16 protein-coding genes are annotated in these 13,282 nt (G+C 70.6%); 13 read left to right on the plus strand and 3 right to left on the minus strand.

Annotated features, from left to right (window positions below; translation table 11 throughout):
- The first annotated feature begins 43 nt into the window (after positions 1-43).
- The 5 genes from ORI60_RS09665 to ORI60_RS09685 all read left to right on the plus strand — a co-directional run bounded on the left by ORI60_RS09665 (position 44) and on the right by ORI60_RS09685 (position 3,814).
- Entirely contained in the window at positions 44-535 is a 492-nt protein-coding gene (locus ORI60_RS09665) for a SigE family RNA polymerase sigma factor (RefSeq protein WP_266036490.1), read from the plus strand.
- On the plus strand, positions 535-1,425 hold the full coding sequence (locus tag ORI60_RS09670) for a hypothetical protein (protein ID WP_266036492.1): 891 nt from the start codon (positions 535-537) through the stop codon (positions 1,423-1,425). The genes ORI60_RS09665 and ORI60_RS09670 overlap by 1 nt, the downstream gene beginning before the upstream one ends.
- Positions 1,426-1,490: 65 nt before the next feature.
- Entirely contained in the window at positions 1,491-1,829 is a 339-nt protein-coding gene (locus ORI60_RS09675; protein WP_266036494.1) for a rhodanese-like domain-containing protein, read from the plus strand.
- 2 nt (positions 1,830-1,831) lie between these two features.
- Positions 1,832-2,737 (plus strand): DUF4328 domain-containing protein, encoded by a 906-nt coding sequence (locus tag ORI60_RS09680; RefSeq protein ID WP_266036496.1) that lies wholly within the window; start codon positions 1,832-1,834, stop codon positions 2,735-2,737.
- 66 nt (positions 2,738-2,803) lie between these two features.
- Entirely contained in the window at positions 2,804-3,814 is a 1,011-nt protein-coding gene (locus ORI60_RS09685) for a glycerophosphodiester phosphodiesterase (RefSeq protein ID WP_266036498.1), read from the plus strand.
- Between the two features lie 159 nt (positions 3,815-3,973).
- Here ORI60_RS09685 and ORI60_RS09690 read toward each other — a convergent pair whose 3' ends face one another.
- Positions 3,974-5,659, minus strand: coding sequence for an MSCRAMM family protein (locus ORI60_RS09690; RefSeq protein WP_266036500.1), 1,686 nt, complete (start codon positions 5,657-5,659; stop codon positions 3,974-3,976).
- A gap of 212 nt (positions 5,660-5,871) precedes the next feature.
- Complete coding sequence (locus tag ORI60_RS09695) at positions 5,872-7,059, minus strand: cytochrome P450 (RefSeq protein WP_266036502.1); 1,188 nt, start codon at positions 7,057-7,059, stop codon at positions 5,872-5,874.
- Between the two features lie 89 nt (positions 7,060-7,148).
- Here ORI60_RS09695 and ORI60_RS09700 point away from each other — a divergent pair, with 89 nt between their 5' ends.
- From ORI60_RS09700 to ORI60_RS09720, 5 genes are all read left to right on the plus strand, one after another.
- Entirely contained in the window at positions 7,149-7,889 is a 741-nt protein-coding gene (locus ORI60_RS09700) for a glycerophosphodiester phosphodiesterase family protein (RefSeq protein ID WP_266036504.1), read from the plus strand.
- A gap of 27 nt (positions 7,890-7,916) precedes the next feature.
- The gene (locus ORI60_RS09705) at positions 7,917-8,852 is read left to right on the plus strand and encodes a DUF5926 family protein (RefSeq protein WP_266036506.1); all 936 of its coding nucleotides are present in this window, start codon (positions 7,917-7,919) and stop codon (positions 8,850-8,852) included.
- Between the two features lie 38 nt (positions 8,853-8,890).
- Positions 8,891-9,226, plus strand: coding sequence for a DUF952 domain-containing protein (locus ORI60_RS09710; RefSeq protein ID WP_266036507.1), 336 nt, complete (start codon positions 8,891-8,893; stop codon positions 9,224-9,226).
- A 198-nt stretch (positions 9,227-9,424) separates the two neighbouring features.
- On the plus strand, positions 9,425-9,898 hold the full coding sequence (locus ORI60_RS09715; RefSeq protein ID WP_323055892.1) for a SigE family RNA polymerase sigma factor: 474 nt from the start codon (positions 9,425-9,427) through the stop codon (positions 9,896-9,898).
- A 2-nt stretch (positions 9,899-9,900) separates the two neighbouring features.
- The gene (locus ORI60_RS09720; protein ID WP_266036509.1) at positions 9,901-10,707 is read left to right on the plus strand and encodes a hypothetical protein; all 807 of its coding nucleotides are present in this window, start codon (positions 9,901-9,903) and stop codon (positions 10,705-10,707) included.
- A 128-nt stretch (positions 10,708-10,835) separates the two neighbouring features.
- Here the strand turns inward: ORI60_RS09720 and ORI60_RS09725 are convergent, their stop codons facing one another.
- Positions 10,836-11,042, minus strand: a complete 207-nt coding sequence (locus ORI60_RS09725; protein WP_266036511.1) for a hypothetical protein — start codon at positions 11,040-11,042, stop codon at positions 10,836-10,838.
- Between the two features lie 19 nt (positions 11,043-11,061).
- Between ORI60_RS09725 and ORI60_RS09730 the strand changes: the two genes are divergently transcribed.
- The 3 genes from ORI60_RS09730 to ORI60_RS09740 all read left to right on the plus strand — a co-directional run bounded on the left by ORI60_RS09730 (position 11,062) and on the right by ORI60_RS09740 (position 13,218).
- Entirely contained in the window at positions 11,062-11,499 is a 438-nt protein-coding gene (locus tag ORI60_RS09730) for a hypothetical protein (protein ID WP_266036513.1), read from the plus strand.
- A gap of 174 nt (positions 11,500-11,673) precedes the next feature.
- Positions 11,674-12,081 (plus strand): YciI family protein, encoded by a 408-nt coding sequence (locus tag ORI60_RS09735; protein ID WP_266036515.1) that lies wholly within the window; start codon positions 11,674-11,676, stop codon positions 12,079-12,081.
- 3 nt (positions 12,082-12,084) lie between these two features.
- A complete protein-coding gene (locus tag ORI60_RS09740; RefSeq protein ID WP_266036517.1) occupies positions 12,085-13,218 on the plus strand; it encodes an RNA polymerase sigma factor in 1,134 nt (377 codons plus the stop codon).
- The last annotated feature ends 64 nt before the right edge of the window (positions 13,219-13,282 follow it).

The following is a 13,282-nucleotide window of genomic DNA, read 5'->3' on the forward strand; positions in this document are numbered from 1 at the left end:
CCCGCGTATTGACTGCGAAGCGGCACGAGCTTGGGGGACCGGAGTGCGACGAGACGAGGAGTTCTCGGAGTTCTTCACGAGCAGATTCGACTGGGCACGGCGCACGGCGTACGCGTTGTGCGGCGACTGGTCGGAGGCGGAAGAACTGGCGCAGAACGCTTTCGTGAAGGCGTATGCGAAATGGCCGAGCATCAGGCGTGAGACGGCGGAGGGTTACGTCCGCACCATCGTGACGCGTCTGTTCCTCGACAGCAGGCGCCGTGGCCGAGGCCGCGAGCACCCCGTCGCCGACCTGCCCGAACACGGCGTCTCCGGCGGTTTCTCCGACCCCGACGCCCGGCTGAACGCGGCACTGCAACAGGTGGCGCCGAAACAGCGGGCCGCGCTCGTGCTGCGTTTCGTGCACGACCTGTCCATCGAGGAGACGGCCGCCGAGCTGGGTTGTTCGGTGGGCAACGTCAAAAGTCAGACAGCCAGGGGTTTGGCGACGCTCCGCGAGGCGTACGGCGAACCGGTCAACTCGGAGAGTGCCTGATGAACATCGAAGACGAGCTGCGCGGAGCTCTCGACGTCTCCGCACCGCCTCCCACGACGACGCTGGACGTGGTCATGAAGCGCGGCCGCCGCCGGGTGTTCGCCCAGCGCGCCGGCGCCGTGCTGGGCGTGTTCGCCGTGGTCGCCGGTATCGGGTTCAGCGCCGCCACGCTGAACCGGGCCGCACCGCCACCCGAGCAGGCGGACAGGCCGGACGCGGGTCCCGCGACCGTGGAGCACGCGGTGGACTGGCCGCGGGTCAACACGCCACCGCAGACGCCGTACGGGACGTGGTCGCCCGCGTCCACCGCGCCGCCACCTCCCGGCTGGCTCTCGATCGGCCTCCCCCTCTGCGACATCAAGCCGACGAAGCGACAGGACAATGCGGACGTGGGCGCGGTGGCGTTCAACCCCGAGGCCGTCGACAGGTGGCTCGACGAGGCGCGCAAGGTGCTGCCGGAGGTCACCATCGGCGTCGCGAGGCCCGGCCCGATGAGGACCAGCTACGAGGCCGACGTGTCCGACTCCCGGGGGACCGGCAGCATCAGGATCACCGTCGGCAAGTTCACCGGCACCCCGCTGGCGCACGCGAACGACTCGCTGTGGGAGACCGGTGACTGCGAGCCCGCCCGGCGGCTCCAGTCGGGCGGCTCGATCATGCAGCTGCACGGCATCAGGCCGTACGAGCCGTTCCAGACGTTGAAGCAGGTGCTGAGGGTCTACCGCGTGGACAGCTCGATGATCCAGGTCGAACTGCACAACTTCGGCAGCCCGGACTTCGCCGACGACCCGCAGAGTCCCGGCACGCCGCGGCGCACCGGCGCGGGCCGTCCGACGCTGCCGTTGACCGAAGAGCAGTTCTCGAGGCTCGGTCCCGTCTTCGCGGAGTAGGGGCCGGGGTGTGCCGTGCCGGAGGTTCACGTCCGTGCAACCTCCGGCATGGCAACATCTAGGACGTGACTGTTCCAAGCGTGGAGATCGCCGACGTACCGGCGCAGCTGCCCGAGGGCGCCGTTCTGCTGGACGTGCGCGAGCAGGACGAGTGGGACGCCGGCCACGCACCCGGCGCGCTGCACGTCCCCATGAGCGAGATCGGTGCCCGGCTCGGAGAGGTGCCGAACGACGTGCAGCTCTACGTCGTGTGCCGCGCCGGCGGCCGTTCCGCCCGCGTGACCCAGTACCTCAACGAGAACGGCTGGGAGGCCGTCAACGTCGAGGGCGGCATGCAGCACTGGGAGGCAGCCGGTCGTCCGCTCGAGGGCGGCACCGACGGCATGGCACCCGAGGTCATCTGATCGTGCAGCCGCTGCAGCCGATGCGCGTGGACTGGGTGGCGACTCCGCCACCCGGTGCGTACCCGCAGCCGTCGCACCGGTCGCAGCGGCCGTCCTACGGCGGCCCCCCGAACTACCCGGTCCCGCCGCGCTGGGGCTTCCCGCTGCTCGCGTGGCGCTGGCCCACGGCCGTGCCCGGCACGGTCGAGCAGGCCGACTCGGTCGACGGCGTGCGCCGGCTGGGCCGGACCGCGCAGAACGCGCTGTGGCTGCTCGCCGCCGTCGCCGTCTGGGCGGCGTGCTCGGAGATCTGGCGCTACGTGCTGGTCGCGCTGAGCCGGTTCGGAGCGTTGTCGGCCGGGGTCGTGAGCACCTCGGACGCCATGGTGGTGGCCTCCTCGGCGGTCACGATCACCGGCTGCTTCCTGGCGCTGATCCTCAGCATGCTGTGGGTGCGGCGGGCGCGGAACGTGGCGGCGACGCTCGTCGGCTACGGGCCGTCGCGCCCGGACCGGGACGTGCTGATCGGGTTGATCGTGCCCGGCGTGAACCTCGTGGTGCCCGGCTCGGTGCTCGCCGAGCTCGAACACGCCGTGGCCCGCAGGCCGGCCGGCGAACGTCCCACCCCGTCGAAGCTCCTGCGCTGGTGGTGGGGCTTCTGGGCCGGTTCGGGGCTGATGGTCGTGGTCGTGGTGCTGTGGTCGTTCCGCTCCAGCACCCAGGCCCTCGCGGACGGCGTGCTGCTGCACGCGTTCGCCGACCTGCTGCTCGCCGGTGTCGCGGTGACGTCGGCACTGGTCGTCCGCCGGATCACCACCCTGCTGCTGCCGGTGGACGCCGCGTCCGTCCGGCTGATGCGCGTGGTGGAGGTCAAGGACGCCCCCCAGCCGCCGCTGCGCTCGGTCCGCGCGTCCGGCTCGCCCCGCTGATCTGTTCAGGCGACGTTCGCCCTGGCGGACCTGCCGGCGTTCCCCGCCGAGTGCCAGGTTGGAGGAATGCGGACACTCATCGGGGCTCTGGTGATCGCACTGCTCGCACCAGGCATCGCCCAGGCACACCACAGGGACTTCGACGTCCAGGCACACCGCGGCGGCATCGGGCTGACCGTCGAGAGCACGCTCAAGGCGTTCGGCAAGGCGCTCGAACTCGGTGTGACGACGCTGGAGCTCGACCTGCAGATCACCAGGGACGGCCGCGAGGTCATCACCCACGACCGCAGGACGAACCCGGCGAAGTGCCTCGACACCGCGCCCGCGTTCCCCGGCGACCCCGAGTTCCCCTACGCCGGCAAGTACGTGAAGGACCTGACGTTCGCCCAGGTGCGGACGCTCGACTGCGGCAGCACGAGGTGGTCGCAGTACCCGGACCAGGAACTCTCGCCGGGCGCCCGCATGCCCACCCTGGCCGAGCTCTTCGACCTCGCGCGCGAGCACCGCGCGTGGGGCGTCCGCTTCAACATCGAGACCAAGGTCGAGGCCGCGGCTCCGCACGAGACCGCGCCGCGTGAGCAGTTCGTGCAGCGCGCCGTCCGCGAGATCCGCCGCTCGGGCTTCATGCCGAACATCACCGTCCAGTCCTTCGACTGGGGAACCCTGATGCGGTTGCGCGAGGTCGAGCCCCGCATCCCGCTCGTGGCGCTGACGCAGCCGGAGATGCTGCGGCCCGGCTCGCCGTGGACGGGCGGCCTCGAGCTCGCCGACTTCGGCGGCAGCGTCGCGAAGGCGGTGAAGAGCTTCGGCGCCAAGGCCCTGTCGCCGGTGCACGGCAACCCGCAGAACGGCAAGGTCGGCGACCCCGGCTACGTCCCGTTCACCACCAGGGCACTCGTGGCGGACGCCCACCGCCACGGGCTGAAGGTGATCCCGTGGACGGTGAACGACCCGGCGACGATGCACAAGCTGATCGACGACGGGGTGGACGGCATCATCACCGACTACCCGGACCGCTTGCGCACCGTCGCGAAGGAGCGCGGGTTCAAGCTCCCCAAGCGCTATCCGAAGCGCTAGGTCGTGGCCCGGAAGTTCGTCCGGTGGCAGGCGCGGGCGAGAGACCCGGAGACGGCGCCGCCGCGATGCCCTCATACCGGGCGTATTCGGGCGTCGCGGCGGTGTCGTCTCCGGGGCCCTCGGCCGCCACTGCCGCCCGAGGGACTTCCGGGACACGGCCTAGCTGATGCCGATCGGACTGGCGGAGTGGTTGCCGGCCTGCAGGCCGCCGCGCTGACCGGTCGCGATGCCGCACAGCGCGGCTTCGCTCAAGCCGGCGGTGGTCGCCTGTGCCGAGGACAGCGTGGTGCCCGCGGCCTGGCCGTCGATCGTGACCGGGCTCGGGTGCAGCGTGCCGCCGGCCTCGCGGCAGACGAGCACGATCACCTTGAAGGTCCTCGGGTTCGTGAACGAGAGGTTCTTCGTCTCACCGCGGACGACGGTGAAGGTCAGCGGAAGTGAGCTGTCCTTCGCGTAGCCGGTGGGTGTGGTCGTCTCGTCGATCGTGTACGTGCCCGCGGCCAGGCCGGTGAACGGCGGCTGGCAGACGCCTGCGGCGTCCGTGGTGCAGGTGCCGACGACGGTGCCGCCGGTGTTCGCGCCCGTGTAGAGGGTGAAGACCGCGCCCGGCACCGCGGCGCCGGCGTCGTCGGTCTTCGCCACGTTCACGGTCGCCGGTCGCGCCGGGTCGGTGAACGTCAGCGCCTTGCTCTCGCCGGCCGCGACGCTGAACGAGAACGGCAGGGTCGGGTCCTTGTCGTAGCCGGCCGGAACCGTCGTCTCGTCGAGGGTGTAGGTGCCGACAGGCAGGTCGGCGAACTGCGGGGTGCACGAGCCGCTCGCCTGGACGGTGCAGGTGCCGACGACGGTGCCGCCCGTTCCGGTGCCGGAGTACAGCGTGAAGACGGCACCGGCCTGGCTGCCGCCGTCGCTGCCGAGCTTGGTGACGGCGACGGAACCGCAGTTGCGGATGTTGACGTTGCCCGGCCCGACCAGGTCCTTCATCTGCGCGGTCGAGGACTGGCCTGAGCTGCGGCTGACCGCGTAGGCCTTGCCGAAGCCCTCGCACACGCCGGGGGCGAAGACGCCGGCGGCGGTCAGGTTGATGCCCGCCTCGCCGAACTCGTGCAGGCCGAGCGTCTCGGTTGCCGGTGCGACGGTGTCCTGCGGGGTGTTGCCGGTGTTCACGGCCGCTTCGGCGACGCCGGAGGACAGCGTGGTCGCGACGCTCCAGCACGGGGCGGAGTTGCTGCCCACCTCGCACGCACCGGACGAGATCCAGCGGGACAGCTTCAGCACCGGGGTGCCGCCGCCCTCGAAGTCGTAGACGATCAGCATGTCGCCCGCGGTCCGCCGCACGAGGCCGGAGGCGCCGCAGGACGTCGTGCCCTTGTTGAACTCGAACGCCACGTGCGCGCTCGGCGAGGTGGTGTTCTGCGGGATGCGGACCCACGCGAGCGTCAGGAACACGTTGCTGCCCACGGTCTTGCTCGCGACGTAGACGCGCTTGAGGTCGTCCTTGTTGGACGCCTTGGCCGTGCCGACGGTCGGGCAGACGTTGTCCTGCTTGGTGCCGCCAGCGAACCCGGAGTCGGAGGTGGTCGCCTGCCTGTCCTCCAGGCCGGTGAAGGTCCAGCCCGAGGTGACCTTGGTGGCCGTCCTCGTGCCGGCGGTGCCCGTCCAGGTGGCGGGCGAGAAGCTGTTCCAGTCGAAGTTGATCGGTGCCTGCGGGGCGAGGTTGGCGTCGTCGTCCTCGAACCCGGCGGCGAGTCCGACCGGGCCGGCGGACGCGACGCCTGCCGGACCGAGCAGGCCGAGCACGAATGCGGACACCGCGGCGCCCGCGATCATCAAACGTCTGCGCATGGTGGTTCTCCGGTGCGCTGGGACGTCTGCCCGGCCCCCGCGCCGCGCGCCGACGTCCAGATGGACGGAAGGACGGCCGGGCGGGAGAGTTGGTGCCGTGATCAACGGTCGAGCGGGGCCGGATCGCCAGGGTAGGCACGCCGGTGGGTGAACCGCGCTCCCACTGACTCATTCAAGGCCGATGTGCTGGCCGAAGTGCTCGGGTCGGCCGGTCACGCTCCGTTGCCGAGGGGCAGGGAGTGCAGGCCGCGGATCACGAACTCCGCGCGCCGGTTCGGTTCCTCGGCCAGCACCGCGCCGGGCAGCTTGCGGTGCAACGACGACAGCGCCGCCTCCACCTCGATGCGCGCGAGCGGTGCGCCCAGGCAGTAGTGGATGCCCATGCCGAAGCCGAGGTGCTGGTTCTTCTCGCGGCCGATGTCGAGGACGTCCGGGTTCTCGAAGACCAGCGGGTCGCGGGCGGCGGCGCCGAGGAGGGCGGCGATCTTCTCGCCGGGCTCGACGACGTGACCGGCGATCTCCACGCGTTCGGTGGCGGTGCGTTCGAAGAGCTGCAGCGGCGAGTCGTAGCGGATGAGCTCCTCCACGGCCGTGGGCATCAACTCGGCGGAGAGGCGTTCCCACTGCGAACGGTGCTGCATCAGGGCGTAGACGCCGTTGCCGATGACGTTGACCGTGGCCTCGTGGCCCGCCATCAGCAGGAGCACTGCGGTGGCGACGAGTTCGTCCTCGGTGAGTCTCGCGCCGTCGGTGTCGGTCACGGCGACGAGGTCGGACACCAGGTCGTCACCGGGGGAGACACGGCGCAACGCGACCAGCTCGCGCAGGTAGGCGACGAACTCGGCGGCGGCGCGTTCGGCCAGGGCCTGCTGGTCGGCCGCCAGGCCGTACTCGTACATCTTCACGATGGCGTTCGACCACGGCTGGAGCAGGTAGCGGTCCTCGCCGGGCACGCCGAGCAGCTCCGCGATCACCTCGACCGGCAGCGGCGCGGCGACGTGGGCCAGGAGGTCCGCCTGACCGTTGTCCTCGATCTTGGCGACGAGCTCGTCGACGAGCTTGTCGGCCAGGTCGGCGACCCACGGGCGCAGGCGCTCGACGTGGCCGCGGCCGAACGCGGCGGCGACCAGGCGGCGCAGGCGGGTGTGCGTGGGCGGCTCGTTCTCCAGCAGCGAGTTGCGGTGCAGCAGGTTGAAGGCCATGAACTGCTCGACCGGCTTCACGTCCGACCAGATCCGGCCGAGCGAGCGGTGCCGCAGGACCGCCGAGCAGGCGGCGTGCGAGACGGCGACAGCGACGCCCAGCTGCTCGTGGTGGTGCACCTCACCGGCTTCGCGCAGGGCTGCGAAGGCCGGGTACGGGTCGGCGATGAACGCGGGATCACGCTGGTCGAACGTCACAAGGCGGGACGGTAGGTCGCGATCCGCGTTTCGTCCACGCCGATTTGATTGATGACTCAAATTGTTGCCGAGGAACTATCGTTCTGGGTGTGCAGCAGCCTGCGATCGTCGCGCACCGCGGCGCTTCCACAGACCGTCCCGAGCACACCATCGGCGCCTACGAGCTCGCGCTCGAAGAGGGCGCGGACGGACTTGAGTGCGACATCCGGCTGTCGAAGGACGGCGAACTCGTGTGCGTGCACGACCGCACGCTCGCCCGCACGTCGAGCGGCCGCGGCACGGTCAGCGCGCTCACTCTCGACGAGCTGAAGAAGTTCGACTACGGCAGCTGGCACCGCCACGGCCAGCCGGCCGGGTTGCTGGTGCTCGACGAGCTGCTGGAGCTGGTCAAGAACACGGACGTGGAGCTCTTCGTCGAGACCAAGCACCCGGTCCGGTACCGCAACGAGGTCGAACGCAAGCTCGCCGAGGCGCTCAAGAGATACGGCCTCGACTCGCAGATCGTCATGATGTCGTTCTCGCCGACGGCGGTGAAGGCGTTCCGCGAGCACGCACCGGACATCCGCACGGTGCTGCTCCTCGACCGCCTGGGCCGGTACCGCGGCGGCGCGCTGCCGTCGTTCGCCGACTACACCGGGCCGGGCGTGCACGTGCTGCGCAACGACCCCGGCTACGTCGATCGGGCCAGGCGCGCGGGTCACGAGACCTACGTGTGGACGGTGGACGGCGCCGAGGACGTCGCGCTGTGCCGTGACCTGGGTGTCCGCTACCTCGCGACCAATGCCCCGGCGAACACCCGCCGCCTGCTGACGGCTAATTTGGCCACCTAGACAAGCCTGAGCACGAGGAGGGCCAAGGTGGCCAAGCGGACCGCGGTCAAGGACGCACCGAAGGACGGCATCAACCCGAAGCAGCCCTGTCCGTGCGGGTCCGGCAAGCGCTACAAGGCGTGCCACGGCGCGCCCGGCGGCGCGACGGACGTGATCGTGTCCCGGCCGTTCGAGGGCCTGGCCGCCGAGTGCGAGCTGATCGCCCTGCGCGAGTTCGTGCCGTCCGCGATCGTGAAGCTGCCGGTCAAGGAGGGTCGCGAGGTCACCCTCGCCACCGTGCTGCCGATGGCCGCCGCCGGTCTGATCCGCGGCGACGACGTGCCGTTCGTGGGCCTGCAGGTGCAGACGCGCTCCGGCGACATCAGCCGCGACCTGGCGCGGGCGCTGCGGTGGGCGCAGCAGGCGAAGGCCGGTGACGTGCTGCCGGTGGTGGGCCCCGACAACAACGCGGAGCCGGGCCGCCTGCAGGACCTGCTCGACCCCGAGGCCGACATCACGCCGGTGCTGCACACCGACTTCATCTGGTGGATGCCGGAGGGCACCGAGCCGACCGGTGAGGTGGCGCTGTCCCTGGAGCGCGCGAACGCCGCGATCCTGCCGACCGAGCGCCTCGACGCCCCCGGTGTGAAGGCCGCCTACTGGGTCGACGCCGGCGACAAGGCGCACCTGCGCTGGGTCCGCCCGGAGCCCGAGGAGAAGCTGCTGCCCGCGATGGCCCGGCTGGCCGCCCGCGGTGAGCTCGACCTCGGCGAGGGCTCGCGCTACGCCGGTTCGTTCCGCGCGCACGGCCTGCTCGTGCCGGTCTGGGACCTCGACCGCGAGATGCACGCCCGCGAGTGGGCCGAGCCCGCCGAGGCACTGGGCAAGCGCCTGCTGGAGGCACTCGCCTCCGACGAGCCGCTGTCCGACGCCGAGCGCCGCGCCCGCGACGGCCTGCGCGGTCGCCAGATCACGCTTCGATGACCCTGTCCACAGGGTTGTCCACAAGGAGCTGTGGATAAGTGCTGCTGCACATCATCTCGACGGCCGACTGGGCAGCCGCCCGGTCGGCCGGCTCGATCGCGCCCGCCGGCGAGGACTTCGTGCACTGCTCCGATCGGGGAGTCGTGCACGTGACGGCGGGGAAGTTCTTCCACGGGCAGAGCGGGCTGTTGCTGCTCGTCATCGATCCCGAGCTGCTCGACGTGCCCGTCAGGTGGGAGCCCGTGGCGGACTCGCCGTTGTGGTTCCCGCACGTCTACGGGCCGATCCCGGTCTCCGCGGTGGTCGAGGTGCACGAGTTCCCCGCTCAGGCGGACGGTTCGTTCGTCCTCCCGGAGGCCGTCGCCGCCCCCTGACGGCCGTTCGCCGTCGCGTGCCGAAACCCCGGAACTGCCTGCGGCCGTTGCCTTTCCGTGACTAAAGTGGCGGCAACCGCTTCTCGGCCCCGTGCGTGAACACCCCGAGCCAGTTCGCTTCGGGGGAGGGGGCGTGCCGTGACGGCGGTGTTGCAGCTGGGATCAGCCGTCGAACACGGCGGGGGAAGAGCGGAAGCCGTGGGGGATTTCGCTGAGTTCGTGCGCGTCTCCATGCCCGGACTTCTGCGCTATGGCCACGCACTGACCGGGAACCCGCACGACTCCGCGGACCTGGTGCAGTCGGTGCTGGAGAAGGTCGGTTCGCGTTGGAGCGCCGTGCAGCTCAAGGGCGACGACCCGCTCGCGTACGTCCGCCGGGCCATGGCCAACACGCACATCAGCATCTGGCGCCGTCGTCGCCGCGAGCGCCTGGTGGCCGACATCCCGGACAGCGGAGCCGTGGCTCCCGAGCTGAGCAGGCTGGAAAATGAACCACTCTGGCAAGCACTGCGCTCGTTGCCGCCACGGCAGCGAGCGGTGATCGTGCTGCGCTACTACGAGAACCTCTCCGAGGCCGAGATCGCGGACGCGCTCGGAATCTCGTGCGGCACGGTCAAGAGCCAGAGCAGCAAGGCGATGGCGAGTCTTCGAACACGCCTGGGAGAGGAGTGACCGTGGACGACCTCGACGACGAGCTGCGCAGGCTCTTCAGCGACGATCGGCTGGACGTCCACTCCGCGCCGGTCTCCACCGAGGCGGTGCTCCGCGGCGCGGATCGGCGCCGCCGCCGGCGGAACGCCGTCGCCGGCACCCTCGCCCTGGTGGCAGTGGCCGGCGCCGGGATCGGGGTGAGCCGGTTCGGCATGTCGTCACCGGACGGCACGGCGGGCGCGCTCCTGACGACGTCCACCTCCGTCCCCACGACGTCCTCGCCGCCACCACCGGTCACGGTCTACTCGACCGAGACCGTGACGCTGGGACAACCACCGAACTCCACCGGCGGCAACACCGGCAAACCGAGCTCCGGCGGCACGAGCAAGTCGACCCCGAAACCGCCGTCGTCGCCGGCCACGCCGGAGTCGCAGCCGGGCAGGTACGGAACGCTCGCACTGGGGATGTCCGAGGCCGACGCGCTGGCGACGGGGTCGCTGGTCGAACCCGGCAGCCCCGCCGATGCGGAGGCCAGGTGCAAGGCGTACGCGACGAAGTCGGTGCCCGACACCGACGCCGTGGTCGTCTCGCCGGCCAGGGGAATCGTCCGGATCACCATGCCGAGCTACGCCAAGACGCCGAAGAACGTCGGCGCGGGTTCGACGGTGGCCGACGTGAAGGCCGCCTACAAGAATGCCGCGCAAAGCGGTTCCGATGTGATCGTGCAAATGTCCGCGACGCCACCCTGGTCATATGTCTTCAAAACCGACGGCACAGTGGTGACGACCGTTTTCATGCGCCTGAACGCGAACGACTGCATTTCCGTCTGATCGCTGAACAGTGCTGAAGTCCCGCCGCCCCTGGGGTGCGGCGGGACATCGGAGTGCGCTTTTGTTCCACTTCTGCCGTGACTTCTTCGTGACTCTGACCTGCGCAACCTCACTGCGGAGGTGACGTCTTACTGGTGGCTCAGACAAAACCAGGGGGAAACCGAAATGAAGAACTCACTCAAGGCCGCATTCGTCACCGCAATCGCCGTCGCTGGAATCGCCGCGTGCACTTCGGTGCCGAAGCAGAACTCCGCACCTGTCACTTCCGAAATCGTCACGCCGACGACCGGCACGTCCACGCCGTCGGTCGCGACGCCGCCCGTCCAGGTGGTCACGGAGGTCGTCACCGCGACGGTGACCGCTCCACCGCGGGCCATCGCGAAGGTGGACAACCGGCTCGGCTACGGCGGTCTCAAGCTGGGCATGTCGCTGGAGGAGGCGCGTGCCGCCGGCCTGACCGACCTGACCTGGGACGAGGCTTCCGGCCACGACCCCGGCTGCGTCGCGGACAAGACGGTCGCGATCTCCAAGGCGAACGGCGTCGAGCGCATCACGCTGCCCGCGGACGCCAGGACGTCCCAGGGGATCGGCGTTGGCTCGACCTTCGGCGAGGCGCGGCGGGCCTTCCCGAGCGCCTCCGAGTACCGCTCCGGCTGGTCGGCCAAGGTCGCCGACAACGCCTACTACGCCTTCATCGGCAGCTTCGACCTGGCCCGGTTCGCAGAGGCGGACAAGATCCAGCGCATCAAGCTCGTCGCGGGAGTCGTCAACTGCTCCATGGCCGATCTCTGAACCTCGCCGAACCGCTGTGCCCGCCCCGCTGGGGGTGGGGCGGGCACAGCGCCACGTCCCGGGAAATCCGAAACCGATGGCCCCCGGTGATGTCGAGATCCGCGTTTCGGCTCCGTCCCCGGAGGTGAAAGCGGCCAGTATGGGTCGCACCAGCACCGAGGGAGAGCACCCGAGATGGCCAAGTACCTGCTGCTCAAGCACTACCGCGGCGCCCCGGCCCCGATCAACGACGTCCCCATGGACCAGTGGACCCAGGACGAGATCTCGGCGCACATCAAGTACATGAACGACTTCGCGGACAAGCTCAGGGGCACCGGGGAGTTCGTCGACGAGCGGGCGCTCGCGCAGGAGGGCACCTGGGTCCGCTACGACGGCGAGGGACGGCCGCCGGTCACCGACGGCCCGTTCGCGGAGACGAAGGACCTCATCGCCGGCTGGATGATCATCGACACCGACAGCTACGAGCGCGCGCTCGAGCTGGCCGCGGAGTTGTCGGCGGCACCCGGCAAGGACGGCAAGCCGATCCACGAGTGGCTGGAGATCCGCCCGTTCTACGGCCACGCGCCGACGATCACGGAGTGAGAAGTGGACGAGGCACTGCTCAGGAGCCTCACGCCGGCCGTGCTGGGCGTCCTCGTCCGCCGCGGGGCCGACTTCGCGGCGGCCGAGGACGCCGTGCAGGACGCGCTGGTCGAGGCCGTCCGCGTGTGGCCGGAGGATCCACCGCGGGACCCGAAGGGCTGGCTGGTGACGGTGGCCTGGCGCAGGTTCCTCGACGCCACGAGGGCGGAGACGGCGCGGCGCCGGCGTGAGGACCTCGTCGAGGCGGAACCCGAGCAGGGGCTCGCGCCGGACACCGACGACACGTTGCAGCTCTACTTCCTGTGCGCTCATCCGTCGCTCACGCCGTCGTCGGCGGTCGCGCTCACGCTCAGGGCCGTCGGCGGGCTGACCACCCGTCAGATCGCGCAGGCCTACCTCGTGCCGGAGGCCACGATGGCCCAGCGCATCAGCCGGGCCAAGAAGACGGTCAGCGACGTGCGGTTCGACCAGCCCGGCGACGTCGCGACCGTGCTGCGCGTGCTCTACCTGGTCTTCAACGAGGGCTACTCCGGTGACGTCGACCTGGCCGCCGAGGCGATCCGGCTCACCCGCCAGCTCGCGGCCGCGATCGACCACCCCGAGGTCGCTGGCCTGCTCGCGCTCATGCTCCTGCACCACGCGCGCCGGGCCTCCCGGACCACGGCGGGCGGCAGTCTGGTGCCGCTCGCCGAGCAGGACCGCGGCAGGTGGGACACGGCGCTGATCGCCGAGGGCGTCGAGATCCTGCAGGCGGCGCTCGCGCAGGACCGGCTGGGGGAGTTCCAGGCGCAGGCGGCCATCGCGGCACTGCACGCGGACGCACCCGTGGCCGAGGAGACCGACTGGGTGCAGATCGTCGAGTGGTACGACGAACTGCTGGCGCTCACGGACAGTCCCGTCGTCCGGCTGAACCGCGCGGTGGCCGTGGGCGAGGCGGACGGACCGCGCGCCGGGCTGAGAGCGTTGGCGGAACTGGACGACGGGCTTCCCCGTCACTCGGCCGTGGCGGCCTACCTCCACGAGCGCGACGGTGACCGGCAAACGGCCGCGAGGCTCTACGCCGAGGCAGCCGGGAAAGCGTCGAACCTCGCCGAGCGGGAATTCCTGACCCGGCAGGCCGCCCGGCTCAACAACTGAAAGGACCGCCCGCCCCGGACGGGGTGGGCGGTCCTTTTGTGATCAGGCACTCAATCGTGCGAAG

Source organism: Lentzea sp. NEAU-D7 (assembly GCF_026242055.1).
In the GTDB taxonomy this organism is placed as follows: domain Bacteria; phylum Actinomycetota; class Actinomycetes; order Mycobacteriales; family Pseudonocardiaceae; genus Lentzea.

Bases quoted from the DNA above. Each gene is read 5' to 3' on its own strand.
- ORI60_RS09670 (WP_266036492.1), top strand. From the start codon at position 535: ATGAACATCGAAGACGAGCTGCGCGGAGCTCTCGACGTCTCCGCACCG.
- ORI60_RS09685 (WP_266036498.1), top strand. From the start codon at position 2,804: ATGCGGACACTCATCGGGGCTCTGGTGATCGCACTGCTCGCACCAGGC.
- ORI60_RS09690 (WP_266036500.1), bottom strand. From the start codon at position 5,659: ATGCGCAGACGTTTGATGATCGCGGGCGCCGCGGTGTCCGCATTCGTG.
- ORI60_RS09735 (WP_266036515.1), top strand. From the start codon at position 11,674: ATGGCCAAGTACCTGCTGCTCAAGCACTACCGCGGCGCCCCGGCCCCG.